At 72.9% G+C, this 24,797-nt stretch carries 21 protein-coding genes and 2 pseudogenes; 3 read left to right on the top strand and 20 right to left on the bottom strand.

The genetic code is table 11. The features are described 5' to 3' along the window. Positions 1 to 4: 4 nt before the first annotated feature. The 4 genes from AC6JBM_RS25680 to AC6JBM_RS25695 are packed head-to-tail and all read right to left on the bottom strand — an operon-like array spanning position 5 to position 3,237. Complete coding sequence (locus AC6JBM_RS25680; protein ID WP_497986125.1) at positions 5 to 1,369, bottom strand: hypothetical protein; 1,365 nt, start codon at positions 1,367 to 1,369, stop codon at positions 5 to 7. After that, complete coding sequence (locus AC6JBM_RS25685; protein ID WP_497986126.1) at positions 1,362 to 1,658, bottom strand: DUF6403 family protein; 297 nt, start codon at positions 1,656 to 1,658, stop codon at positions 1,362 to 1,364. The genes AC6JBM_RS25680 and AC6JBM_RS25685 overlap by 8 nt, the downstream gene beginning before the upstream one ends. A gap of 46 nt (positions 1,659 to 1,704) precedes the next feature. Beyond that, complete coding sequence (locus tag AC6JBM_RS25690; RefSeq protein ID WP_497986127.1) at positions 1,705 to 2,097, bottom strand: HEAT repeat domain-containing protein; 393 nt, start codon at positions 2,095 to 2,097, stop codon at positions 1,705 to 1,707. Positions 2,098 to 2,118: 21 nt separating this feature from the next. Then, positions 2,119 to 3,237, bottom strand: a complete 1,119-nt coding sequence (locus AC6JBM_RS25695; RefSeq protein WP_497986128.1) for a magnesium transporter CorA family protein — start codon at positions 3,235 to 3,237, stop codon at positions 2,119 to 2,121. Between the two features lie 78 nt (positions 3,238 to 3,315). On the opposite strand from AC6JBM_RS25695, the gene AC6JBM_RS25700 reads away from it, so the two are divergent. After that, on the top strand, positions 3,316 to 4,056 hold the full coding sequence (locus AC6JBM_RS25700) for a VOC family protein (RefSeq protein ID WP_497986129.1): 741 nt from the start codon (positions 3,316 to 3,318) through the stop codon (positions 4,054 to 4,056). Between the two features lie 257 nt (positions 4,057 to 4,313). Here AC6JBM_RS25700 and AC6JBM_RS25705 read toward each other — a convergent pair. From AC6JBM_RS25705 to AC6JBM_RS25725, 5 genes and pseudogenes are all read right to left on the bottom strand, one after another. Next, positions 4,314 to 5,503: pseudogene (locus AC6JBM_RS25705) on the bottom strand (IS110 family RNA-guided transposase). Positions 5,504 to 5,755: 252 nt separating this feature from the next. Next, positions 5,756 to 6,142, bottom strand: a pseudogene (locus AC6JBM_RS25710) (transposase); the annotation flags it as partial. Then, on the bottom strand, positions 6,084 to 6,566 hold the full coding sequence (locus AC6JBM_RS25715) for a transposase domain-containing protein (protein ID WP_497986130.1): 483 nt from the start codon (positions 6,564 to 6,566) through the stop codon (positions 6,084 to 6,086). The gene AC6JBM_RS25715 and the pseudogene AC6JBM_RS25710, both read right to left, overlap by 59 nt. Positions 6,567 to 6,769: 203 nt before the next feature. Next, on the bottom strand, positions 6,770 to 7,984 hold the full coding sequence (locus AC6JBM_RS25720) for an MFS transporter (protein WP_497986131.1): 1,215 nt from the start codon (positions 7,982 to 7,984) through the stop codon (positions 6,770 to 6,772). A 98-nt stretch (positions 7,985 to 8,082) separates the two neighbouring features. Continuing rightward, positions 8,083 to 8,448, bottom strand: a complete 366-nt coding sequence (locus AC6JBM_RS25725; protein WP_497986132.1) for an STAS domain-containing protein — start codon at positions 8,446 to 8,448, stop codon at positions 8,083 to 8,085. 334 nt (positions 8,449 to 8,782) lie between these two features. On the opposite strand from AC6JBM_RS25725, the gene AC6JBM_RS25730 reads away from it, so the two are divergent. Both AC6JBM_RS25730 and AC6JBM_RS25735 read left to right on the top strand, forming a co-directional pair. Next, entirely contained in the window at positions 8,783 to 9,727 is a 945-nt protein-coding gene (locus tag AC6JBM_RS25730; protein ID WP_497986133.1) for an AraC family transcriptional regulator, read from the top strand. A 2-nt stretch (positions 9,728 to 9,729) separates the two neighbouring features. After that, positions 9,730 to 10,674, top strand: coding sequence for a helix-turn-helix transcriptional regulator (locus AC6JBM_RS25735; RefSeq protein WP_497986134.1), 945 nt, complete (start codon positions 9,730 to 9,732; stop codon positions 10,672 to 10,674). A 24-nt stretch (positions 10,675 to 10,698) separates the two neighbouring features. On the opposite strand, the gene AC6JBM_RS25740 is transcribed toward AC6JBM_RS25735, so the two are convergent. The 11 genes from AC6JBM_RS25740 to AC6JBM_RS25790 all read right to left on the bottom strand — a co-directional run bounded on the left by AC6JBM_RS25740 (position 10,699) and on the right by AC6JBM_RS25790 (position 24,410). Beyond that, positions 10,699 to 11,535 (bottom strand): hypothetical protein, encoded by an 837-nt coding sequence (locus tag AC6JBM_RS25740; protein WP_497986135.1) that lies wholly within the window; start codon positions 11,533 to 11,535, stop codon positions 10,699 to 10,701. A 53-nt stretch (positions 11,536 to 11,588) separates the two neighbouring features. Beyond that, entirely contained in the window at positions 11,589 to 13,145 is a 1,557-nt protein-coding gene (locus AC6JBM_RS25745) for a discoidin domain-containing protein (RefSeq protein WP_497986136.1), read from the bottom strand. A 69-nt stretch (positions 13,146 to 13,214) separates the two neighbouring features. Beyond that, positions 13,215 to 13,457, bottom strand: coding sequence for a VOC family protein (locus tag AC6JBM_RS25750; RefSeq protein ID WP_497986137.1), 243 nt, complete (start codon positions 13,455 to 13,457; stop codon positions 13,215 to 13,217). A gap of 122 nt (positions 13,458 to 13,579) precedes the next feature. Continuing rightward, entirely contained in the window at positions 13,580 to 15,130 is a 1,551-nt protein-coding gene (locus AC6JBM_RS25755; protein ID WP_497986138.1) for an FtsX-like permease family protein, read from the bottom strand. Continuing rightward, on the bottom strand, positions 15,127 to 15,831 hold the full coding sequence (locus AC6JBM_RS25760; protein ID WP_497986139.1) for an ABC transporter ATP-binding protein: 705 nt from the start codon (positions 15,829 to 15,831) through the stop codon (positions 15,127 to 15,129). Before AC6JBM_RS25760 ends, AC6JBM_RS25755 begins: the two co-directional genes overlap by 4 nt. Next, complete coding sequence (locus AC6JBM_RS25765) at positions 15,828 to 16,364, bottom strand: PadR family transcriptional regulator (protein ID WP_497986140.1); 537 nt, start codon at positions 16,362 to 16,364, stop codon at positions 15,828 to 15,830. The genes AC6JBM_RS25760 and AC6JBM_RS25765 overlap by 4 nt, the downstream gene beginning before the upstream one ends. A gap of 32 nt (positions 16,365 to 16,396) precedes the next feature. Then, on the bottom strand, positions 16,397 to 16,903 hold the full coding sequence (locus AC6JBM_RS25770; protein WP_497986141.1) for a DUF1360 domain-containing protein: 507 nt from the start codon (positions 16,901 to 16,903) through the stop codon (positions 16,397 to 16,399). A gap of 50 nt (positions 16,904 to 16,953) precedes the next feature. Then, entirely contained in the window at positions 16,954 to 17,343 is a 390-nt protein-coding gene (locus AC6JBM_RS25775) for an MmcQ/YjbR family DNA-binding protein (RefSeq protein WP_497986142.1), read from the bottom strand. A 93-nt stretch (positions 17,344 to 17,436) separates the two neighbouring features. Continuing rightward, entirely contained in the window at positions 17,437 to 17,757 is a 321-nt protein-coding gene (locus tag AC6JBM_RS25780; protein ID WP_497986143.1) for a hypothetical protein, read from the bottom strand. Between the two features lie 61 nt (positions 17,758 to 17,818). Then, positions 17,819 to 19,522 (bottom strand): RHS repeat-associated core domain-containing protein, encoded by a 1,704-nt coding sequence (locus tag AC6JBM_RS25785; protein WP_497986144.1) that lies wholly within the window; start codon positions 19,520 to 19,522, stop codon positions 17,819 to 17,821. A 253-nt stretch (positions 19,523 to 19,775) separates the two neighbouring features. Continuing rightward, on the bottom strand, positions 19,776 to 24,410 hold the full coding sequence (locus AC6JBM_RS25790; RefSeq protein ID WP_497986145.1) for an NIDO-like domain-containing protein: 4,635 nt from the start codon (positions 24,408 to 24,410) through the stop codon (positions 19,776 to 19,778). Between the last annotated feature and the right edge of the window lie 387 nt (positions 24,411 to 24,797).

Below are 24,797 nucleotides of genomic sequence, written 5' to 3' on the forward strand. Positions count from 1 at the left end.
GCCCTCACGCGAGCGGCCCGCGCAGGTAGTCGGCCGGGCGGTAGCCGCGCACGCCCACCGCGCGGCCGACCCGGTCCAGGTCCCGCTCGGCGTCGTCGAGCAGGCCGCGGATCTGCGCGTCGGGCAGCCCGTCGCCGATGGCCGCGCGGGCGGCGCCGAGCCGCGTGATGGCGCGGGTCAGGTCCGGGTCGGTCGCGGCGCCGGTGAGGCCGGAGACCTCGACGGCGAGCGAGCTCAGCGCGGCCAGCCGGGCGGGCAGGCCGGGGGCGGTGGCGCGGCCGCGGGCCGGGCCGGCGCTCGCCGCCGACAGCAGCAGGAAGCCCACGACGCAGGCCGCGAAGAGCCACGGCAGCACCGGCAGCGCCACGCGGAGGGGGTCGGCGGGGCGGTACGGCAGCGGCCGGTCGAACAGGCCCGAGTAGCGCACGTCGGCGACCCAGCCCAGGTAGGCCCCGAGGACGTTCTCGGCCGGGTAGGCGTAGGTGCTGAGCCGCTCGTCGAAGCGGGCGTAGAACCCGGCCGCGGCGATGTCGGCGAACTCGGCCTCGTGCGGGCCGTGGTACTCGATCCAGTCGCCGACCATGAGCACCAGCGGCTTGTCCGGGAACGCCCTCGCCAGGGCCGGGCCGTAGTCGGGGGCGGGCGTGTCGCGGGGCTGGGCGGGCAGCGCGACGACGAGCGCGTCGGCGGTGCCGAACGCCTCGGTGAGCCGCTTCGGCGAGACCGCGGGCAGGCCGGCGGCGGGGTCGGTGTACTGCCCGCCGGCGCGCAGGGCATCCGTGACCGTGCCCAGCTCGGCGGCGGTCGGCTCGCGCCACAGCCCGTCGGCGGGCGGGGCCGCGACCTCGGTCTTGTTCAGCCCGTTGATCAGCCCGATGAGCTGGGCCGTGACGTCGTTGCGGGCGAACTGGGCCCGCCACTCGGTGAGCAGGCTGCTGCTGGACTGGTACAGCCCGCCGGTGACCTCGGTCCCCATGACCCGGATGGTGGCGTTGTCGACCTCGCGCACCTGCTTCTGCTGGTCCTTGCTGAGCCCGGGCGGCGCGACGATGATGCGCACCTCCTTGGCCCCCATCGCGGCGCGCACGGCCTGCTCGTCCCAGGTGGCGATCGACCCCGGCAGCCGGACCACGGGGTCGGCGTCGACCCGGGCTCGCATGTCCTCGACGGAGGGCAGGGTGGCGTCGGAGAGCTCGCCGGCCGAGCCCTCGGCGATCGTGGCGGTGGGCGGCGACTGGCCGTAGGTGACGTCGGCGCTCTGCCGCTGCGCGACGAGGAACCCGGTGACGCTGAGCGCGGCGATGCCCAGCAGGGTCCAGCGCACGACGCCCGAGTGCCGGCGGACGCGGTCCCGGATCGCCTCAAGCACGGCCGGTGTCCTGCCAGAGCCGGTCGGCGGCTCGCGCACACCGGGCGGCCTCCCGGGCGGCACCGGCCCCGCCCCGCCCGGCGGCGATGGACTCGGCCCGGCCCAGCAGCTCCTCGGCCGCGGCGACCCGCTCGCGGGCGGCGTCCCGGCTCACCCCGGCGACGGCGATCGCGGCCCGGGCGTCGGCCCAGGCGGCCGCGCGCCGCCGGGCGGTGGTGCGCAGCCGCGGGACGTACGCGGCGGCGAACCCGGCGACCACGAGCACGATCGCCCCGATCAGCCAGCCCACACCCGCTCCCATCAGCCGTTTCCGGCCTCCATGATCCAGGAGGGGGTCAAGGGCCGCAAACCGTGGGGTTCTCCCGCAGGGCGGCCCGCGCGTTGCCCCGGACGTCCTCGTCCTCGTCGTCGCGGGCCGCCGCGGTCAGCGCCGCCGCCACGTGCGCGTCGGCCGTGTAGGAGCCGAGCGCCATGGCCGCGTACTGCCGCACCAGCTCGTCCTCGTCGCGCAGCGCCACCACGAGCGCCCGGCCGGCGGCGCCGCGATCGGCGGGCGGCCAGAGCCGCAGCACCTTCATCGCCTCGATGCGCGCCAGGTCGTAGGCGGACCCGTCGGCGGCCAGCTCGGCGAGGAACGGGTACAGGCGCGGATCGCCGAGATGGTCCTCCAGGTAGATGTCTTCGGGGGCGGTCCGGAACCGGTCCAGCAGCCGTGCCACATCGTCCATGGCGGCGATCATCCCAGGCCGTTACAACCAGCGGTTGCGGCGCAGGTACCAGTACAGCAGCGAGCCCAGCGAGAGCATGATCGCGCAGCTGGCCACGAAGCCGCCCATCTTGCCGAAGCCCGGGTAGGGGACGTTCTGGCCGTAGAAGCCGGTCACGGCGGTCGGCACGGCGATGATCGCGGCCCAGGCGGCCAGCCGCTTGGTGATCTCGTTGAGCTCGGCCGCCTGCTCGTTGAGCTGGGTGTCGGCGATCCGGTCGACCCGGTCGCGGGCGGCGTCGACGGACTCCACCGTGCGCAGGGCGTGGTCGTAGACGTCCTGGTAGTACGGCGTCAGGACCTCGTCGCGCAGGTGGCTGTCGGCGCGGGAGAGCCGGCTCACCACCTCCTGCATCGGGGCCACGACGCGCCGCAGCGCGGCCAGGCTGGCGCCGAGCTCGTAGGCGCGGCGGCGCACGTCCACGTCGGTCTGGGCCTGGAACAGGTGCGTCTGCAGCTCGTCGACGGCGTCGTCGAGCTGCTCCACGGCGTGGTAGTGCCCGTCGACGACGACGTCGATCAGGCCGTACACCAGCGCGCTGACCTGGTTGCCGGCGTCCACGAGGTCGGCGTTGAGATCCCAGCGCGCGATGAGCGTGTCGATGTCGAAGTCGTCCTTGCGCACCGTGACCAGCGCCCGCGGCGTGATGAACACGCCGATCTCGCCGGCGGTGAGCGTGACCGCGGTGTCGTCGACGCTCACGGCGTACATGTTGGCGAACAGATGACTGCGGTAGCGGTCCACCTTCGCGCGCTGGTGTGAGGTGATGGCGTCCTCGACGGCGAGGGGGTGCAGGCCGAACTCGTCGACGACGATCTGCAGGTCCCGCTGGTCCGGGTCGTACAGGTCCAGCCACACCACGGCCCGCTCGTCGGCGGCCAGGCGGTCGGAGAGCTGCTCGGCCGGGAAGCCCTCGTCGAGCAGCTCGCCGTCGCGGTACAGCCTGGTGCGCGTCGGGCACTGCGGCGGCACGGCCAGGCTCACGCTCGGCGCCGACGGTCCGGGCGTCTGCGGGTCGCCGGGTGCCTCGACGGGCTCGGCCATGAGCTCGTCGAGGGCCGAGAGCTCGTACTGCTGGTCGGTGGTGGTGTCACGGGCCATGCAGTTCAGTTTCCCCAGCTCCGGCGCCGCGATGCCGCGCTCGCCGATTTTTTGTCGTACCCCCCGGGCACAATGTCGGTGACTTCGCAGAGTGGGGGCAAGATGATCGGCAAGCTGGAGATGGTCGTGCTCGACGCGGCCGACATCACCGGGCTGTCCGCGTTCTACCGGGCGCTGGCGGGCTGGTCCGAGGTCAGCGTCGAGGACGACTGGATCACGCTGGGCACGCCCGACGGCTGGCAGGTCGCCTTCCAGCTGGCCCCCGACCACCGCGCGCCGCAGTGGCCCGGCCAGTCGCAGCCCCAGCAGGCCCACCTCGACCTGCGCGTGCCCGACCTCGAGGCCGGCTCGGCCCGCGCGGTGTCGCTGGGCGCGACGCTCCGGCAGCGCAACGAGGGCTGGCACACCCTGGCCGACCCGGCCGGGCACCCCTTCGACCTGTGCCTGTCCGCGGACGTAACCGGCGTGGCCCTGATGGGCGTGATGCTGGACTGCCCCGACGCCAACCGGCTGGCCCGCTTCTACTCCGACGTGCTCGGCAAGCCGCTGACCTACGAGGCGGACGGGGTCGCGATGATCGGCGAGGACGGCGCCCAGCCGATCATGTTCCAGCAGGTCGCCGGCTACAGCGCGCCCCGGTGGCCGGACCCGGCCCACCCGCAGCAAGTCCACCTCGACATCGAGGTGGACGACCTCGACACCGGGGAGGCGGCGGTGCTGGCGCTGGGCGCGGTGCGGCAGCCGGGCGCGGGCCGGTTCTTCCGGGTCTTCACCGATCCGGCGGGCAAGCCCTTCTGCCTGACCGTGCAGCCCTCCTGACGAGCCCGGCCCGGCCGGCCGCGTGATCGTTCGCGGTCACCGGGGCCATCGGGGTCTCGTCGGCGGCGGGGCCGGACCGGCGGGGATCAGCGGGTCGCGCGCAGGCGCGGCGCGGCAGCCGAGCGCTGGCAGTTCTTCCGAGTCTTCACCGATCCGGCCTTCCGGGTCTTCATTGATCTGGCAGACAAGCGCTTCTGCCCGCCCCTGCAACCCTCCCGACAAGCCCGGCCGGCCGGGGGGTGTCCCTATGGGTTTCGTCAAGCGGCAGCTGGGCGGGGTTGGTAGGGCACCTTGTCTCGGAGCATGGCGAACAGGACGTCGACTCGTCGGCGGGCGAGGCAGATGAGGGCGGCGTTGTGACGTTTGCCGGCGGCTCGTTTGCGGTCGTAGTAGGCGCGTGAGGGCGGGTGGGCGGGGGTGGCGAACGCGGCGAGGAAGAACGCGCGTTTCAGCTGCTTGTTGCCGCCTTTAGGTGGGTGTTCACCGCGGATGCTGCTGCCGGAACGGCGGGTGACCGGCGCCAGCCCGGCGTAGGCGGCCAGGTGGCCGGGTGTTGGGAATGCGGTGCCGTCGCCGACTTCGAGCAGGATGCGGGCTGCGGTCCTGACCCGATGCCGGGCATTAGGTCAGGACCTCGGCAAGAGGGTGTGCATCAAGCATCCCCTCGACGTCACGGGCCAGTTCGTCACGCTGGCGCAGCACCTCGCGCAGGCTCTCGGCGAGTTTCGGCAGAATCTTCTCTGCCGCCGCGGTGCCCGGGACGGTCACCGTCTGCTCGCCCAGGGCGGCGACGATCTGTTCGACCAGTCGTTCACCCATGCGAGGCGCGTGCGGACGGACGATCTCGGCGAGTTTCGATCGGCCAGCCTTGCGCAGACCGGCCGGGCCGCCGCACCGCGACAGGAGTTCCAGAACAGCTTTGTGCTGGACTTTCGGCCCGAGGACCCCGCTCGAGTGCGAGGTGGATCTGGGTCAGCAGCCCACGGATGCGGTTGCTGATCCGGGTGGCTTCGCCGGCAAGGTCGTCATCGAAGCCGACCAGGACCTCCAGCTCGGCCAGGGCCTCCTCGCCGAAGTCGACGCGGCGCAGCGTGTGCGGCATCGTGCGAGCGGCGTCGGCGATGACGTAGGCGTCCCGGGCGTCGGTCTTCGCCGCGCCGGGGTGCAGGTCCGCGATGCGGCGCATCGCCAGGCCCGGCAAGTACGCGACCTGGTGGCCGCAGGAACGGGCGACCGCGACCGGCAGCGCACCGATCGAGGCCGGCTGATCAACCACCACCAAGACCCGGCCGTGGCGGGTGAGCCGGTCGAACACCTGCCGCAGCTTCGCCTCGGTATTGACCAGCGCCGCGTCGTGCAGCCGCTTGCCGTCCCGGGTCAGCGCCACGGCGTGATGGCCGTCCTTGCCGACGTCGAGCCCGAGGAACACCTGGTAGTCGCCGTGCACATCGCCTCCCCGCACCGAGCCTCAGCCTGGCCGCCCGTCTGGCGTCGACTGCCGGCAGCCACGTTACGAAGAGACCTACCCAACACTCCCGGGTGGTCGTGTCCCCATCAGCGGTCCGTCGGCGCCGCCCAGCCCGGCGACAACACCCCCCGGATCATCCAAACGACAGGGGCAGGAAGTCATACCGGACCAGGCGACCGAGCGTCCCATCGGGGACCTGAACAAGGTAGCGGGGTGTCCCTATGGTTTTTGTCAAGCGGCGACGGCGAGCTTTTCTACTGGTTTGTGCTGGTAGGGCATCTGGTTGCGGAGCATGGCGTGCAGGACGTCGATGCGGCGTCGGGCGAGGCAGATGAGGGCGGCGTTGTGTTGCTTGCCTTCGCTGCGTTTGCGGTCGTGGTAGGCCCGGCTGGCCGGGTCGGACAGGGCCGCGAACGCGGACAGGAAGAACGCGCGTTTGAGCTGTTTGTTGCCGCCCTTGGGTGGGTGCTCGCCGCGGATGCTGGTGCCGCAACGGCGGGTGACCGGCGCCAGCCCGGCGTAGGCGGCCAGGTGCCCGGAGGTCGGGAAGCCGGTGCCGTCACCGACCTCGAGCAGGATGCGGTCTGCGGTCCTGACCCCGATGCCGGGCATCGAGGACGAGCAGGGCGTGGATCTCCTGGTCGATGCCGTCAGGCGTGCGGGCGCGCAAGACACGGCCGCCGAGGATCGTGGATTTCAGTTCGAGGCGGTCACCGGCCGGGGTAGCGGCGGACGTCGAGCAGGGGGGTGACCAGCCGGATTGCCGGTGTTGCGGCCGTGGGTCGTGGCGATACCGATCTGGGCGTCGACGACGCGGACGGCAGGGGTGCCGATCCGGGGGAGCCACGAGCCGTCGTGGCAGCGGCCGAGGCAGGCCCCGCCACCACACGTGCGCCGCGCTGGTCGCGGCCGGACCGCGCAGCAGGTCGAACAAGGCCCGCATCCGAGCCACCCCGAGGCGCTGGCGGGCCTGGCGCAGGACACTCCCGGTCGGGTCGCGCACCGGCAATGGGCGCAGCCCGGCGACGAGTTCCGCCCACACCTGCCGGCAGCAGCCGGACCCGCCGCTGGACGCGGCGCGTTACGACGAGACCCTTGACCATCCACGGCCGCACCTCACTGAACAGCGTTAGCGCCAGGCCCGCAGCCGGCGAGGCTGCCGTGCTGCTCTGGGCCCGGGTGCGGCAGTCAGGCGCGGGCAATCCTTCGGGGTCTTCTCAGCGGCGTGATCGTCGCGGTCACCGGCTATCGGGGCACCGCGGCCTCGTCGGCGGCGGGGGCCGGACCGGCGGGGATCAGTGGGCCGCGCCGGCCCAGCGCCCAGACCAGCAGGGCGAAGGCGCTCAGGACCAGGCCGGCGGTCGTGATCGCCGTCCAGCCGCCCGCCGACCACAACAGGGCCGCCGCGGCCGAGCCCAGGGCGCCGCCGGCGAAGATGCCCGTGACATACGCGGTGTTCAGGCGGCTGCGGGCCTGGTGGGAGACGGCGAAGACGCGGGACTGGTTCAGGATGGCCTGGGTCTGCATGGCGACGTCCAGGATGACGATCGCCAGGATCACCAGGACGACCGAGTGCCGGGCGAAGGCGGCGACGGCGAACGACAGGAGGATCGCGGCCCAGGCGGCGCCGGTTGCCGGGAGGGACCAGCCGCGGTCGTGCAGGCGGCCGGCGCGCTGGGCGGCCACGGCGCCGGCCAGGCCGGCCAGGCCGAAGAGGCCGATGACCGGCGCCGGGTAGCCGAACGGCGGCCCGCTGAGCAGGAACGTCAGGGCGGTCCAGAACAGGGTGAAGGCGGCGAAGCCCGTCGCCGCCAGGACCAGCGTCCAGCGGACCGCCCGCTCGCGCAGGGCGATCGTGGCGATCGAGGCGATGAGGGCCGGGTAGCGCAGGCGGTCCTTCGGCGGCAGCGCCGGGATGGCCCGCCCCAGGACCACGGCCAGGACGACCATCACCAGCGCGGCGGCGGCGTAGACGGCCCGCCAGCCCGCCACGCCCGCGAGGAGCCCGCTGATGGTGCGCGAGGCCAGGATGCCGGTCAGGATGCCCGACGCGACGGTGCCGACCACCCGGCCGCGCTGCTCCTCGGGGGCCAGGTCGCCGGCGAGGGGGGCCAGGATCTGGCCGGCCACCGTGGTCACGCCCAGCGCGGTGATGGCCGGCAGCAGCGAGCCGATCGACGGGGCGATCGCGCACAGGCCGAGGGCGGCGGCCGAGCACAGGAGCATGATCGGGATCAGGCGGCGGCGGTTCAGCACGTCGCCGAGCGGGACGATCAGCAGGATGCCCGCGGCGTAGCCGAGCTGGGTCGCGGTGATGAGCCAGCCGGCGGCGGCCTTGGAGGCGTGCAGGTCCTCGGCGATGAGGTCGAGCAGGGGCTGCGCCCAGTACAGGTTGCCGACCGCGGCACCGCCGGCGACGGCGAACAGGAAGATGAGCGAGCGGGGCGGCGGGGCGTTCACCGTCCCATTCAAGCGGCCGTCGCGCGAAACGCCATCGCCCGAACCGGTCGCGACACCACGGCGGGCTCTCGCGCGCGGCGGTCGCCTTCATGTCCGTCTCAGCGGCGCAGGCGCGATGGGGACGGGTACGGGGACGGGTCGCACAGCGCCGCGCGGGTGCCCGTCGCCTCCAGGATCCTGGCGGGCAGGCCGGTCGGGTCCAGGACCCGGAAGCCGCAGCCGTGTTCGGCGGCCAGGTCGCGGGCGTCGAGCAGGGCGCGCAGGATGGCCGGGTCGATCAGGGTGGCCCGGTCGATGTCGACCTCGACGGCGTCGGGGCCGCTCGTGATGGCGGCGCGCAGGACCGCGGCCAGCCGGGGGCGGTTCAGGCGCTCGAGGCGTCCGCCGGCCACGACGAGGACGGTGCGCGACTCCGGGCGGTTCCGCGTGGTGATCCAGCCGGCTCGGTCGTCGCCCGTGGCCATCGTCGCTCCCGTCTCGTCGTGCGCTCGTGCAGGACACCGGCGTCGTGGGCGCCGGTGCGCCGGCCGGCGGCGGACGCCCGGTGCGGGCCACGCCGGCGGGGCCCGGGCATGACTACGCGGACGCATGCCGCGCCGGTGAGGGCCGCGGCGCCCACTGCGAGTGTGCCCAGCGTGACGGTGAGCAAAGGGTGGTCACTACCGCGCAAAGCGAACGATCACCGTGTGGTTAGCTCAAAAGCGAAGGTGCGTTATCCGGACAGGAACGTCACTGAGCGGGTAACGTGCCGGAAACTGGAGGTGGTTCGTGAAGTCGACCGCAGGTCAGTCTGGTCTGGTGGAGATCCGCACCCGGGACCGGGACGTGATCGCGGATGCGCTGAACCACATCGTCACGCATCGCGCCCGGATCACGTTCACGGATCCGGCCGAGGTCGACCTGTCGATGCGCTCGCGCGAGGACGGCGAGCTCGGAGGGCTGCGGGTGCGGCTCGGCGGCGTGGGGTATTCGGCGGCGTCGGAGCCGGTCGGGTACCTCCTGGCGGGCATCGTCGAAAGTGGTGAAATCACGGTCCGTGTCCGGGGACGGGATATCCAGCTGGGCCCCGAGGACGGCATGCTGTTCCCGGTGAGCCATCCGTTCGTCGGTGAGTACGGACGCTCGGCGATGGGCGCGGTGAGCCTCCCGCTGCCGTATGCGGCGGACCTGGCCGAGGCCGAGACCGGGCTGCCCGCGGCCGACCTGCGATTCGAGGGGGCGTTACCGGTGTCGGAGGCGATGCGGCGATATTGGGCCGGCACCGCCGCCTACCTGTCCCGCCAGCTCACCACGCCGGGCCTGGATCTCCCGCCGCTGCTCGCCGAGCACCTGCGGCGCCTCGGCGCGGTCACGATGCTCAGTGTGTTCCCGAACACGACGATGACCGCCGCGCGCGCCCCCGCCGACGGCCGCGTGGCCCCGGCCGTGGTCCGCCGCGCGAAGGCGTTCATGGAGGAGAACCCGGAGCGCCCGCTCACCGTCGCCGAGGTCGCCGCCGCGGCCGGGGTCGGCGCGCGGGGGCTGCAGGTCGCGTTCCGGCGGCACCTCGGGATCACGCCGATGGAATATCTGCGCCGCGTCCGCCTCGAGCGCGTCCACCGCGAGCTGCGGGCGGCCGGGCCCGGCGACGGCGTCACGGTGCGCGAGACCGCACGGCGCTGGGGCTTCGCCAACCCGGGCCGCTTCGCCGCTGAGTACCGGGCCGTCTACGGCCAGCCGCCCAGCCGGACCCTGCGGGTATAGACGTGGCGACGCTGTTCGAGACGACGGATGCCGAGGCCGCGCACCAGATGCTCGTGTCGATCTACGGCCCGATGCGCTTCAGCTGCACCGGCGAGCGGCGCCGGGCGCGGGTGGCCCGGCACGTGGTGGGGCCGATCGAGCTGCACCACAACACGTTCACGATGCACTTCCAGGTCGACGCCGACCCGTTCCGCCGGGTGACGATGGGACGCGTGCTCGGGGGCTCCTTCTCCTACCGCCGCGGCGCCGAGCAGTGCGACAACGAGCCCGGCGACATCTTCATGCTCGCCCACCCGAACGCACCCTACCAGTCGATCAACATCGACGTGGACCTGGAGTTCGCGGTCATCGACCCGGCGCTGCTGGCCCAGGTCGCCGACACCGACCGGGGCCGCGGCGCGGAGCCGTTCCGGTTCACCGGCTACCACCCGCTCTCGGCCCAGACCGCGCGGCTGTGGAGCACCGCCTTCGACTTCGTGCGCGACAACGTCGCCGACACCCCGGCCGCGCTGGAGCCGCTGCTGGCCGGCAACGCCGCCCGGCTGCTGCTCGCGACCGCGCTGGCCACCTTCCCGAGCAACGTCAGCCACGAGCCGACGATCGAGGACCGCCGCGATGCCCACCCGGTCACGCTGCGCCGCGCCGTCGCGTTCATCGACGCCAACGCGCACCGCGACATCAGCCCGGCCGACGTGGCCTCGGCCGCGCACGTCACGATCCGCACGCTGCAGCTCGCGTTCCGCCGCCACCTGGACACCACGCCGGGCGCCTACCTGCGGCGGGTCCGCCTCGAGCACGCCCACCGCGACCTGCTCGACGCGGACCCGGCCACGACGACCGTCGGGGCGGTCGCGGCCCGCTGGGGGTTCGCCAGCCACAGCCGGTTCACCGCCCACTACCACGAGGTCTACGGCCAGCTGCCGTCGGACACGCTGCGCCACCGGTAGCCGCGGCCACCGGTGGCGCGCAAGCTACTGGTAGATCGCCAGGCTCCAGGTGCACGCGTCCGGCGTGACGACCATGAGCGTGCGCGCACCGGCGCTGCCGCCCTGCTCGAAGACGCCGCTCTCGCCGGTGCCGGACTTCGACACGATGTCACGGCCGCCGAGCTTGTCGTCGGCGATCTCGAAGCGCTGCGGCGTCGGGCAGGTGAATGTCCACGCGAGCTGCCACGGGGTCTTCAGCGCCGGCGTGTCGAGGTTGTCGTTGCCGTGGCCGTCCTGCTTCCAGATCGGCTGCCGCGCGTTCGCCCCGCCGGCGCCCTGCGTCACGAAGTCGAGCTGGAACTTGCAGCGGCCCTCGCTGACGACGTCGATCGGGTAGTGGTTCCTGCCCTCCGGCCCGGTGCCCCAGATGTGGATGAGCCCCTGGCCGGTGGGCGTGGTCCCCTCGACCGGGTTGCGGTCGCTCTGGTCGTGCCCGTCGAGGTAGCCGTTGTCGCCGTTCGTGCCGACCTCGATGCGGAAGACGACGTTGTTGAACACGTCCGCGGGCGCCTTCTGGCAGTCCCAGTACTTGAACCGGACCCCGTTGCCGGCGTTGCCGGGCTGGTAGTCGGGCGAGTTGTCGCCGTACTCGAAGTTGCCGTACGGATTCGGCTCGCTCACCGTGACCGTCTTGAGCACCTGCTCGCCCACGCCGGCCGCGGACGCGGCCCCCGGCCCTCCCGCCGCCGTGGTGGGCGGCGGCCCGGCCGGGACCGTGGTCGGGGGCGGCGGCGCGCCCTGGGGCTCGGACGAGCCGGAGGAGCCGCACGCCCCCGAGAGCAGGATCGCGACCAGGACCGTGGCGAAACCAGCAGCACGCACGGTCAAGATAGTTGCAGCCCGGCAAGCAGAACGCCTCGGCGGAACGGACGGAGTCAGTAGCCGATCGCCGCCGCGGCGACGTTGCGCATGTTCGTCGCCACCGCCGCCGTCAGGTACTGGTTGGACAGCGTGCGCGGCGACTCGCGGAACAGGATGCCGTAGAGGGTCGCGGCGTCCAGGTAGATCGCGGTGTCGTTGGGGTGCTTGCCGTCGGCGACGATGAGGTACGACGTGCCGTTGGCCGCGATGATCGTCTCGAACTCGTCGCTGATCGGGGCGACCAGGTTCGGGGTGCCCAGCGACGCCGACAGGGCCGCGTAGTTCGTGTCGATCGCCGCCGTCTCCGCCGCCCGGGTCGCGAACGGGGCCGGGTCGACCAGCGCCCAGTTCTTGAACAGCACGATCCGCCCGCCCGGCTTGAGCGAGCGCGCGAACGTGGGCGCGTAGGTGTTGAGCAGCGTGTTCGTCGCCTGGGCGGGGTTCGTCGCGACCAGCGTGGAGTACTCCTGCAGCACGATGTAGTCGTATTGCTTCGCCCCGCTCAGGGCGGTCGCGACCTCGCCGCCGTCCCAGGTCTGCTGCAGGGTGTTGCCGAAGTGGATGACCTCGGTGACGTTCACCGTGCGCCCGGCCGCCGACGCCAGGTGCTTGACCAGGGCGGGGGTGTCCTCACCGGAGGCCCCGGTCGCGGTGCCGAGCAGGCTGTTGCCCACGAACAGCACGTCCAGCGCGGCCGGGGCCGTGGCCGTCGACGTCACCGTGAAGTGGATCGTGTACGCGGAGCCGAGGGCCGCGCCCGACGACGACAGCGCCTGCACGGTCAGGGTGTACGTGTCCGGCGTGGACAGCAGCGGGCAGTCGACGTAGTCGTTGCACAGGAAGTAGGGCGCCTGCGACTCGGTACGGGTGTAGCTGCTGCCCTTGGCGCCGGTCATGGTGAACGTGACGCTGCCCGGGCTCACCCCGGCGGCGAGGTCGGCGCGCAGGCTGAGGTTGCGGTTGGCCAGGCGGGTCAGGTCCACGACCGCGTTGTCGACCAGCGGGCTCAGGCCGAGGATCGGCTTGCGGGACACGTCGTTGACCAGGGACAGGCCGTTGATCGCGCGCGTGGTGCCGGGGTTGCCGGTCGCGGTACCGAAGACCTGGAACTCCCAGAACGAGTAGCCGTAGGCCGCCAGCGCCCGCGTGGTCAGGTTGATGCGCACGTACCGCGCGGTGCCGGCGGCCGCGATGCTCTGCTTGCCGCCGGGGCCCGTCGTGGTCGAGTAGGCCTGGGTGTACGCGCTGCCGTCGGACGAGAACTGGATCGTGAACGCCTTCGCGTACGCGTTCTCCCACGTGATGTCGATGCGGCTGACGGACGCGGCCGCGCCGAGGTCGACCTGGAACCACTGGCCGGCGGCGAACGCGCTGGACCAGCGGGTGCCGGTGTTGCCGTCGACGGCGGCGGCGGCCGGGGTGCCGGCGCTCTCCTGCGAGGAGGCGGTGACGGGCTTGTTCTGCGAGAGCACGACCTCCGCGGCCTGGGCCGGCGGGACGAGCACCCAGGCGAGGGCGGCGGCGAGCACGAGCACGAGGGCGCCCCAGAGCAGGCGCAGGCGAGACGTCATGGCGGTGACTCCCGAATCGATCTTGCGAGAGAGCGCTCTCTCGTCGCTGTCGTCACTCTCGCACGTCTGTCAACCCCGCTCGACGCAGAACTCGTTGCCCTCCGGATCGCGCATCGTCACCCAGCCGCGGTCCTCGGGCCCGCGGTGGTCCTCGTGCACGGTGGCGCCGAGCGCCAGCGCCCGCTCGACCTCCTCGTCGCGGGTACGCTCGAGCGGCACCCAGTCGAGGTGGACGCGGTTCTTCCCGGCCCGCGGCTCGGCGACGCGGACGAACAGCAGGCCCGGGACCGGCGGCGGGGCCTCGACGAGCACCTCGTCGTCGCCGGGCTCGTCGATCGCCGAGACGGCCAGCCGGTCAGGCGGCTCCAGAAGGTCGCGAAGGTGTACGGATGCGAACAGGCGACGGTGACGTGGCGCCGTCGCATCACCGGACCCTATGTGGTGCGCAGCTCCGACAGGTCGGTGCTGCGGCGCAGGAAGATCAGGCCGGCGCCGGTCGTGGCCAGGACCGCCAGCAGCGCCACCCCGCCGTCCCGCGCGAGCTCCCGCCACGGTACGTCCACCGCCCGCACGACCTCCGGATCGCGCTCGACGCGCCACTGCTCCGGGTGCGTCCGCGGGTCGCCGGTGCGGCACGCCTCCTCGTCGGGCGCGAGGCACTGCGCCGACTCGAAGCCGCCGTAGCGCGCCTCGGTGCCGAGCGTGCGCGCCAGCCCGACGCCGACGACGAGCGCGAGGAGCACGGCCGGGATCGCGGGCAGCAGGCCCTGCCAGAGGATCGCGCGGCCGAGGGTGCCGCGGGGCACGCCGGCCGCGACGAGCCCGGCATACTCGCGCCGCCGCGACACGATCCCCTCAGCCACGATCACAAGCATGGCGGCCGCGGTGAGCCCGATGGCGACGTAGACCGCGAGGTCGACCAGGTCCATGGTGCGCAGGTAGAAGGGGTCCTGCGCGTCCTGCTGCAGCCGCGGGTCGCCCGGGCTGGTGAGCGCGTGGTAGGCGCGCCGCGCCTCGCCGATGGCCGTGAACTGGGCCCGGATCCCGGCCGCGCCGGCGCCGAAGAGCACGCAGATCAGCAGGACCGCGAGGGTACGGCTGCCGCTCCACGGATCCGCGACCAGCCGGGCCGAGGCCAGTACCGTCGAAGGCCGCCGGGCGAAGCGGGCCAGCACGCGACCGACCGACCAGGTCAGCCACCCGGTGCCGAGGACGACCCCGAGCCCCGCCGAGGCGACGCCCGTGAGCAGCAGCATCGCGACGAGCCAGCCGGGCGGGTGCCAGTGCAGCTTCGGCATCGACGCCACCAGGACCAGCATGCCGGCGCCGAGCAGGATGAAGACGCCCGCCCACGGCCGCGGCCCCCGCGTGCGGCGGACCCGGCGCACGACCCCGAACGGGCTCACCGTCACCCGCCGCATGACGATCGCGGCGGCCAGCGCCGCCAGCACCGGAATCCCAGCGACGGCCACGGCCAGGAACCACGCGGCCGGCCAGACGTCGGTCGGCAGCGGCAGCAGCCCGTCGGGCCCGGGCCGGTCCAGCAGGCGATGCCCGGCCGCGAAGATCCCGAGCCCGGAGACGGAGCCGACGAGCGCGGCGAACCCGGTCTCGGCGCTGGAGATCGCGACGGTCTGCGCGGGCGTGGCGCCGGCCATCCGGAACGCGGCGAGGCGCCGGTCGCGCTCGGGCGCGCCGAGCCGGCTGCACTGCCCCGCGAGGGCGAACACGGGGATGGTCATGAGCAGCAGGGTGAGCGTGGTGCCGGGGCGCAGGCCGGGCTCCTTCAACAGCGCGTTGCTGTACTGCTCCGCCCACTCGTCCGAGCCGGTGCCGCCGAACGAGAAGCGCCCGATGGCCACGACGTTGGCTGCGGTGAGCACGGCGAGGGTGGCCAGGGCGGAGCTCAGCGCGGTGAGCAGCACTCGCACGGCGTCGGCCCGCGAGCCCGCCAGACCCAGCCGCAGCAGGGTGCCCGCCCTCATCGCCCGTGCCTGCCGGTCGGTACCGCGATCCCCAGACCGGTGGCGTCGACCTCACCGTCGCGGAGCACGATCTCGCGGTCCGCATAGCCGGCGACGCGGGCCTCGTGGGTGACGAGCACGACGGTGGTGTGCTGCTCGTGCGCGACCCGCACGAGCTGGCCGAGCACCTGCTCCCCGGTGAGCGTGTCGAGCGCCCCGGTGGGCTCGTCGGCGAAGACCACCCGCGGCCCGGTCACCAGTGCCCGGGCCATCGCGCACCGCTGCTGCTGCCCGCCGGACATCTCCCCCGGCCGGCTGTCGGCGACGTCGGCGACCCCGACCCGCTCCAGCCAGCCCAGCGCCGCGGTGCGCGCCTCCCGCCGCCCGGCCCCCGCGAGCAGCAGCGGCAGGGCGACGTTCTGGGCCGCGGTCAGGTCGGCGACGAGCTGGCCGAACTGGAACAGCACCCCGAACTCGGTGCGCCGCAGGCGCGACCGGGCCGACTCGCTCATCGTGTCGATGCGGTTGCCGCGGTACGTCACCTCGCCCGAGTCCGGCCGCATGATCCCGGCGAGGCAGTGCAGCAGCGTCGACTTCCCGCACCCGCTGGACCCGGTCACGGCGAGGATCTCGCCCTCGGCGACGTCGAGCGTGACGCCGCGCAGGGCGGGCGTCGCCCCGTAGGAGCGCACCACCGCCCGGGCCCGCAGGATGTCGGTCATGTCGGTACTCCCCGGGACAGGTCGGCGACCCGGGCCAGCGTGGTGCGCAGCCAGTCCAGGTCGGCGTCGAGGTGGGCGATGGCGTAGTCGGCCGCGATGACGTCCCCGAGCCCGGCCCCCGGCGCGGCCTTCGCCGCGGTGAGCTCGCGCAGGCGGTCGGCGTGGGCCTTGCGCTGGGCGGAGAGATAGGCGACGGCCCGCCCGGTGTCCGGCCACAGGAGCGCGACCATCACCTTCGTCAGCAGCGCGGCCCCGATGTGCGGGGCGGGCGGCTCGACGGTGGCGACCCAGCGCTCGAGCTCGGCCCGGCCGGCGCCCGTGATGGCGAACGCGGTCCGGTCGGGCCCGCCGGCGCGGTCCTGCCCGGCCTGGGTGACGAGCCCGTCGCGCTCGAGCCGGCCGAGGGTCGCGTACACCTGGCCGAAGCCGAGCGGCTTGGCCTTGGGCAGCGTGCGGTCATACGCGTGCTTCAGGTCGTAGCCGTGGCGCGGCCCCGCACCGAGCAGGCCGAGCAGCACGTACGACGCGGTCACGCACGAGACTATTCATCGAATGAATAGATCTGTCAAGCGACCTTCCGCTTGGCCGCGTCGTACGCCAGGTGCAGGAAGTCCGACCCGGCGACGGCGGCGGCCACGCTCATCCCGAACCGGGTCAGCCGCGGCGCGAACACGAGCCCCGCCGCCAGTCCCCCGGCCACCCAGACCCCGGTGCAGAACGGGCACGTCAGCAGCTCCCCGACGGCGTGCCGGGCCCCGTGCCCGCGCGGGCTCTCGTTGAGCTCCGCCTCCCCCGCGGGCTCCTCGAACGCGGTGAACGGCGCCCGGATCGGGCTGGTGATCGCGTCCTTGGTGATGAGCCGTGAGAGCTTGTGCGTGGCCACGGCGAGCAGGGCGATGTCAGAGGCCGCGGGCCGCTCGGGCAGCTCCCGCCCGGTGAGCCGGGCCGCGCCGGCCACGGCACCGGCGGCCGCCGCGAAGACCCCGAGCACCGCGGCGTACCCCCGCAGCGGCCGCTCATCGGGCGCCTTGCGCGCGTACTGACGACCGGCCCGGGAATCGATGTCCGCCATACCCGTCCCGCTACCCGCCCGGCGCGTGCGGAAACGCTTTTCCCGGACCGTCAGTGCCCGGCCAGGTAGTCCTCGACGAGCCCGCGCGGCGCGCACGAGAGCCAACCGTCCACAAGCGACTCCTCAACATGCGGCAGCTGTACCGCCGGCAACGCGACCAGCACCGCCGAGTACCCGTCGAAATGCGGAATCGTGAAGAACCCCGGCCGGCCCTCGGCGAGCACGGCCTCCTTCTCCCCGAGATCGCCGACACTGATCGCGACGATCGGCCCGGCCGGCGGCTCCTCGCGGCCGAACCGCTTGATGTCGGCCTTGCTGAACGGCCGCTCCCACGCGAACACCTTGCCGCCGACGCCCCAGCTGCGGTTGCCGTACCGCACACCCTCAACCACCTCGGGCAGGCGCATGGCCAGCGCCGCCACCTCGTCCAGGGTCACCATGACCCCAACGTAACCCACCTGGCGTCGCCGAGCGGGTGACCCGGCGTGGGCCGGAGGCGGTCACACACCGCCTCCGGCCCGCCGATCACTCCGTCAGCGGGTCCTCCGGTCGCGCCGGACCGCGACGACCCAGCCGGCGACGAGCACGAGCGCGATCACGGCGAGAGCACCGGCGACCGGCACCGCGTACGGCTCGTCCCGCCAGAACCACACCAGCCAGACGGCGATGAACCACGCGAGGCCGAGCCCTCCGAAGTACGCCACGAACCGGGCCCTCGGCAGCGCGCCGAGCGTGCCCCACATCCGCTGCGTCGTCGGCCGGCGCAACAACCCGGCCGACACCACGGCGTTGCCGAGCAGCGCGGCGCCGACGCTCGCCAACGCCAGGTACAACAAACCCTCTACAACCCGCATCGCTGCTCCAGTGTGCCGTCGTGTACTTCGGTGGTGTGTCGAATCTAGGGCCGGTGCCGCGCTAGCGGCAGCGGGCGCGGGCCGGGCTCGGCCAGCCCCACGTGTTCCACCAGCGCTGGCCGAACGCGTTCGTCCAGCGCAGGTGCACGGTCGTCGTGACGTAGACGCCGGCGCTCCTGGTGCAGTTGGCCCAGTACCAGGCGCTGGCGACACCGCCGAGCACAGCCCCGATGATCGCGCCCGGGACGTTGCCGATCGCCGCACCGATCGCGGCGCCGAGCACGGCCAGGGCGAAGCCGCCCCAGACCGCCCAGCCGTGGCCGATGTCGCACCGCAGCCCGATGTCGACGCCGCTGACCCACACGCCGCTGATGCGCCGCTGGGAGGTCCGCCGGCAGCTCATGCTGTAGTTGCCGAACAGGCCGCTGGTGTCCGCGCAGTTGATCGCGTCGCCGGAGCAGTAGTCGTAGGCGTTGGCGTTGCCGCCGTACACCGGGTCGACGCTGAGGAACCTGCCGGTGGCCGGCGCGTAGAGCCGGGCACCCATCAGCGTCATGCCGCCGGGGGTGTCCGACCACCGCTGGTCGGCACCGTGCCAGCCGTATCCTCGCTGCTGGGTGGCCGGGTTGTGCGGGCGGCCGCTCTCGGTGAAGTCGCCCGTGTAGACCAGGCCGAAGCCGCTCGACGCCATCCCCGCGACGAAGTCGCCGTGCAGGTTGGTGATCTGCCAGCTCAGTCCGGCCGTGGTGGTGTAGATCGCCGCGACCCCACCGGCACCGGCGATCGGGCGAGTGACCTCGTTCGCCCCGGTCACCAGCCACGACGGGCTGTCGCCGTCACCCGCGTAGTGGCTGGTGCGGGTGAGCGTGCTGGCCCCGTCGCTGTCGGTCCAGCCGCGGAACCGGTTGGCCACCACGTCGAGCGTGTAGGTCATGGTCCTGGTGTCCTGCGTCTGGGTGCGCACCATGTCGTTGACGTGGTACGTCAGCGACGTGCTGCCGGCCCCCGCGGTCAGGGTGTCCGCGCCGGGCACGGCCGAGGTGCGGCCGAGCACGTCGTACGTGTAGCCGCCGGTGTTGACCCGGCTCGCGGTGTCGTACGTCCAGGTCGTCGTCGTGAGCGCCGTGCTGGTCTGGCACGCGCCGCCGGCGGCGGGTCCGTAGCTGGTGAGCGTGGTGCGGTCGGACGCGGTGTTGTATCCGCTGACCCGCGTCGTGCAGGAGCCGTCGATGATGTCGTTCGCGGTCGTGATCCGGCCGCCGTTGTCGTACGTGAACCGCTGCGCCGACAGCGACGACGTGCGGTCGCGGGTCTCGCCGTGCACCGACGACCGGATCGTCTCGGTGAACAGCGTGCAGTTGCTCTGGCCGCAGCCGGGCTGGTTGTACGCGATGCCCGAGACGGCCCCGTCCTCGCGGTACGTCCTGGTCACGACGACCCCGTTGGGCCAGGTCTCGGTCACCGGCCGGCCGTCGGGGTCGTAGGCGGCGGTCAGGTTGCCGGCCTGGCCGTCGGTGACCTGGGTGGGCAGGCCGCGCCGCTCGGTGCCGCCGTCGAAGGTGTAGGCGCGGGTGGCCTGCCCGTCGCTGGACGAGGAGATGCGGGAGTACACGTCGTAGGCCGTCGTCGACTGGGTGTTGTCGGCGTCGGTGTACGAGGTGATCCGGCCGAGCGTGTCGTACGCCCGCACGATCGTGGCCGTGACGGTGTTGCCGGCGTCGAGCGACTCCGTGCGGATCGCCTGGCCGCCGGCGCTGTCGTACACGGTGCGGGTGGTCGGCAGCGCCTGGCCCGTGCCGGCCGCGCCGGTGATCGAGACCGTCGAGGTCCGGCCGGCGCCGTCATAGGTGGTGGTCGAGGTCCGCTTGGTGCCGGTGCTGGTCTTCTCGGTGACGACCCGCGGCTGGCCGTAGATGTCGTAGGTGGTGACCGTGACCGGCAGTTCCGGCCCGCTCGCCGCCTGCCCGCCCGGCTGGACCCGGCAGGTCAGGCCGGCCCATTCGGGACGGCTGTCGCACTCACTCGGTGTAGCCGGACCCGGTGCCGCTGCGGTAGTAGACGGTCGTCCGGGTGGCCGGGCTGTTGGTCGTCGCGCCGCCCGCCGGCCGCGTCTCCGAGGTGATCAGCCCGGTGTTCGCGTCATAGGCGGTGCGGCTGCTCAGGGCCAGACCGCCCGGGTCGACCGTGGAGATGGTCGGGCGGCGCAGCGTCCAGTCGTATCCGGTGGTGGTCGTTCTCGGGTCGACCTGGGCGCAGGTGCCCGCCCCGTAGCACACCGAGGTCGTCTCGGTGGTCACGAGATCGAACGGCGCGCCCGTCGACGGGGCACCCTGGTCGTAGGCGTTGACCGTGCGGGCCCGGCCGCGCACCGTCGACCCGTTGGGCAGGGCGACCTCGTGCTCCGGGCCGTACACCTCGAGGAGCCGCCGGCCGTCGGCCGAGTAGACGCTCTGCGTCGACAGCGTCCCGGCGATCGCCGCCTCCTGCGCGGCCGTGTCGGTCGTCGACCGGTCGAGCGCGCGGGCCCGGTTGTCCGCGGTGAGCTCGCGCACGGTGTTGCCGTAGCTGTCGTACCAGGTCGTGGTGGTGTGTCCACCGGGCATCACGGTGTTGACCGGCCGGCCGTTCGGGTCCAGATAGGTGACCATGGCCCGGTCGTAGGTGGCCGGCTTGGCGCCGGTGCTCTGGTCGGCGGCCGGCACCTGCCCGGGGTCGAAGACCGCGGTGACGTCGACCGGCTGCTCGGCCTGGCCCCACCGGGTGGTCTGGGCCGCGGACAGGTTGTACGGCGCTCCGGTGCCGGACACCGGAACCTTGTACACGATGGTCTGCCGCGCGGTACCGGCGCTCAGCGCCGACCGGCTCACCTGCGCCAGCCGTCCGTCGCCGGGGTCGCCGGGGATGGTCGTGTAGGTGAACTGCCACGGCTGCTGGGCCGGCGGCGTGATGGTGGAGACGATGCCGCCGGCGTTGTAGTCGTAGGTGGTGGCGACCCGCCGGGTGGTCGGCGGCATGGTCGAGGTGTCGGTCCAGTCGAGCCGCGGGTCCCAGGCCGCGCGGAGCCGTCCGTTGCTGTCGTAGCTGTACTTGGCGACGGCGACCGTGCGCATCGCCGCCGGCGAGGCGTCCGGGTCCCAGGCGGTGAACGTCACCTGGGTGATCCGGCCGGTGTAGTCGCCCCACTGCGTGGCGCCGGTGCCGGTGGCCGTGGTGGTGGCGGCATAGGTGAAGTCCAGCGCCCGGCAGCCCTTCGCCAGCGTGGTGCAGGTGACCCCGCTGGGCACGGGCGCCAGCATCCGCGTCGGCCGGACCACGTCGGTGCCGCCGACCGTGACCTTCTGCCAGCTGATCGACGTCGTCTGGTTCACACCGGGTGTGGTCACCGCGGTCGGGTTGTAGACCCCGGCGGCGGCGCCGGCGATCCGGGTGAACAGCACGGAGTTGCCGTCGATGTCGACCAGCGTGTAGCTGTCACCCGCCGTGGTGTAGGTCAGGCGCAGCTGCTGGAACCCGTTCTCGGCCTCGTACTTCTTGCCCGCGCCGTCGACGGCGGTCTCGGTGAACCCGAGCGTGTCCCCGTCGGGCAGCCCCACCTGCACCAGCGATCCGGTGACCGTGAGGTCGGTGTACGGGGCCTCGGCCGCGTCGACGGCGACGCCGGAGACCCAGCCGGGGCCGAACATGCCGGCCTTGTCGGTGGCCGTGGCCCGGCGGGTGTTGAAGGTCCGGGTCACGGTCAGGTCGGAACCGTACGACGCGACCGAGACGTCGGTGTTGCCGAGGCTGTAGTTGCCCGTCAGCAGGTTGACCGAGCCCGGCCCGACGTCCTGCGTGGCGGCCGAGGCCTGGTTGCGGTCGAAGGTGAACTTGACCGGCACCGACGCGCCGCCGTTGAAGGAGGCGCGGACCTGCAGCGGTCCGTTGAGCGGGTCGGGCCCGGCCTCGGCGCTGTTGACGGTGACGTCGAGGTTCCAGTTCAGCTTCGGGAACTGACCGGAGACCCGGGCCAGCGGCCAGGTGACCGCACCGCCGCCGGCGGCGACGGTGACGTCGGCGGCCGGGATGGTCTGCCACGCGTCGGTGTCGGCGCGCCGCCACTGATAGGTCACGCCGGAGACGGTGGGACCGGCCGTGACGGTCAGCGCGGTCTTGCCGGCGCTCACGTCACCGGCCTTCGGCGCGGTGACGCCGCCGTAGCCGACGTTGAACGGGTAGGCCTTGATCGGCGACTGGTTGCCGGCCCGGTCCTGCGAGCGTACGTACAGCGTGTGCGGGCCGTCGGAGTCCGGGGTGATCGACACGGTGGCGTTGCCGCCGAGGGCCGCCGCGTTGACCACGGTGGACGGCGGGTTGGTGTCCACGCCGTACTGGTACGAGGCCACGTCGGTGATCCCGGACGGCGTGAACGTGAAGCTCGCGGCCGTGCCGGCCGACACCGGCGGGGTGCCCGCGTTGTACGTGAACACGACCTGGGTGTTGTTGTTCAGGCTCGGGGTCAGGTACGAGTACTGCGTGGCGGCCGTGCCGTCGGCGTTCTCCACGCCGATGAGCGCCTGCGATCCCTGCTCGTAGGCGTTGTCGAGGCCCGAGTAGTTCAGCTTGATCGTGCTGGAGTTCTCGGTGAACAGCACCTCGGCGTTCTGCCGCCGGGTCTGGTTGCCGTACTGGCTGGGGTTGTTCCACTCGACGAGGAACGTGCGGTTCGGCGCGGTGCCGCTCGTCAGCGTGCGGATGCTCGCGTTGGCGTCGACGATGAGGTCCTGGCCGAACACGTAGACCGTGCCGTTCGGCCGGGCCGCGTTCGGGATCGGCACGACGTCGTCGGGGTGCGGGCCCTGCGGGTCGACGAACGACAGCATGCCGTTGGTGTCGATCCACGCCGAGGAGTACGACTGGCCGTAGTAGGTGACCGGGAACGGCAGCGTGACCTGCTGCACGGCGTCGTCACCGGTGAGCGTCAGCACCGTGGTGCCGTTCACGAACGGCGTGTTGGGCACCGTGCTGGTCGTGTAGCCGGTGAGGCCGCCGGTCCAGCCGTTCTCCGGGAACGTCGCCGAGGACACGCCCGGCTGGGCGGTCGGCTCGCTGGTGTCGACCGTGAACTCGCAGAAGCTCGTGTAGGCACCGGTCGTGGCGCCGTCGACGCCCCGCACGCGCCAGCTGTACGTGCCGCCGTTGCTGAACGCGCCGGCCGGGACCGTCGCCTGCAGCGTCGAGCCGGACGCCTGCGGGCCGACCGTGGCCGAGCCGATGATCGACCCGCCGGTCGTCCACCACTCGAACGTCGCCGACACCGGCGATCCCTCGGGGTCGGTCACCTGCGCGCGCAGGTCCGGCTGGGTCTTGTTGATGAACGGCCGGCCGCTGCCGGTCAGGCACTCGGTCGACGGGTCGCTCGAGCGGGCGGTGACCTGCGGGACGGCGTTGAAGTTGACCACGGCGTACGGCGGGTTGGTGCCCTCCGACGAGCTGAACCGCTTCCAGCCGTTGTGGTTGGTCTCGCTGGCGGCCAGCAGGCCCATGCCGGTCGTCGACCAGGCGTTGTCGGCCGCATCCTGGAAGAACCCCGGGATGCTCGCCGACACCCAGCCGGCGGCACACGAGGCGCTGTAGCCCTTGGTCTCGCTCGACGATCCGCGCAGCGCGATGAGCTGCGGCTGCGCGGTCCACCGGGTCGCCGACGACGGCGTCCACGAGGTGTAGACGTTCCACTGCGCGGGCGTGCACGACCACGAGTGGCGCTCCCACAGGTACAGCGACGCCGAGTTGACGCGCGCCCCGGACAGGAACGCCGTGTCCCAGGTCAGGTAGGAGCGGGCCGTCCACGCCCCGCCGTCGTCGGAGTACCCGAGCTTCAGCTCGGTGCCGCCCGACTGGTCGGCCGTGTACCCGGTCTGCACGAAGGTGTCGAACAGCAGCGTCACCGACGGGTCGATCGTGACCGGGTAGGTCAGGTCCTTGCGCGCGAGGAACGCCGCGTCGGGCACCAGCTCGAGGTCGATGTTCGATCCGCGCTGGGCCGCCGACAGGCCCACCTCGCCGACGTGCAGGTGATCGAGCGAGCGCTCACCGATCACCGCGTCCCACATCGACGGCTGCGGCATCCGCCCGGCCTCGGCCCCCGACCGGTCGGTGAACACCAGGCCACCGGCACCGTCCGAGGCCGCCTTGAGCCCGTCGGACTTCAGGCGCAGGGACAGCCGTCCCGACTTGGCCAGCGCCTCCTGGGTCTTCACCACGAAGAACTGCTCGTACCCGCTGCGGGTCGACTCGATCACCAGGTCGACACCGGGCTGCACGTCGCTGTAGGTGGCGCGGGTGCCGTCGAGCGCCGGCTTCGGCAGCCGGCCCGCCCAGCGCAGCGCGACCGCGTCGGCGCCGTTGCCGAGCCGCACCACGTCGCGCTCGCCCTCGCCGGACTGGCCGGCCAGCTTGAGCCCGCGCGGGTGTGCCTTGGCCGAGACGCCACCGTCGGCGTCGGCCTGCAGCGTCGCGTCGACCGGCTTCCAGCCGCCCTTGCCGTCGCGCATCCGGACCGGACCGGCGTGCTGCTCGATGGTCATCGATCCGTCGGCCTCGGCCCACAGCCGCTCGGTCTCGGACCGCGCATCGGCGACCTCGACCTTGCCGCCGCACCAGCGCGCCGCCAGCACGGCCGCGGTGCGGTCCGGACGATCGGCCGGGCACGCGGGCTTGGCCGGCGGCGCGGCCTGGACGGGCTCCGGCGCGGCGACCGCCGCGGTGAGCGTGACAACGAGCGCCAGTGCGAGCCCGAGCGTCAGCGCCCGCCCCCACCATTCACTCAGCCATGCAGATAAAGCGATGAATGTGCCTCTATGACGCCATGGCGCAGCGCGCATGGACCGGCCTCCCCGATGGTCGGATCACAACAGTGAGCGAGAACGTACGCAGCGCCACGCTCGCCGGTCCATGACGATCGCGTGACATTCACAGGCGCGTATCAGGTGCGTCCCGGCGTGCTGCCGATCGACCGTCTTCCGGATCAGCGGCTACTACCCAGCGTGATGGCTGCGAGTTTC

This window comes from Dactylosporangium thailandense, from assembly GCF_059739745.1.

Excerpts from the sequence above, each read along its gene's own strand:
- AC6JBM_RS25755 (WP_497986138.1), bottom strand. The coding sequence starts at position 15,130 with ATGAGGGCGGGCACCCTGCTGCGGCTGGGTCTGGCGGGCTCGCGGGCC.
- AC6JBM_RS25745 (WP_497986136.1), bottom strand. The coding sequence starts at position 13,145 with ATGACGTCTCGCCTGCGCCTGCTCTGGGGCGCCCTCGTGCTCGTGCTC.
- AC6JBM_RS25775 (WP_497986142.1), bottom strand. The coding sequence starts at position 17,343 with ATGGTGACCCTGGACGAGGTGGCGGCGCTGGCCATGCGCCTGCCCGAG.
- AC6JBM_RS25725 (WP_497986132.1), bottom strand. The coding sequence starts at position 8,448 with ATGGCCACGGGCGACGACCGAGCCGGCTGGATCACCACGCGGAACCGC.
- AC6JBM_RS25695 (WP_497986128.1), bottom strand. The coding sequence starts at position 3,237 with ATGGCCCGTGACACCACCACCGACCAGCAGTACGAGCTCTCGGCCCTC.
- AC6JBM_RS25690 (WP_497986127.1), bottom strand. The coding sequence starts at position 2,097 with ATGGACGATGTGGCACGGCTGCTGGACCGGTTCCGGACCGCCCCCGAA.
- AC6JBM_RS25770 (WP_497986141.1), bottom strand. The coding sequence starts at position 16,903 with ATGGCGGACATCGATTCCCGGGCCGGTCGTCAGTACGCGCGCAAGGCG.
- AC6JBM_RS25760 (WP_497986139.1), bottom strand. The coding sequence starts at position 15,831 with ATGACCGACATCCTGCGGGCCCGGGCGGTGGTGCGCTCCTACGGGGCG.
- AC6JBM_RS25780 (WP_497986143.1), bottom strand. The coding sequence starts at position 17,757 with ATGCGGGTTGTAGAGGGTTTGTTGTACCTGGCGTTGGCGAGCGTCGGC.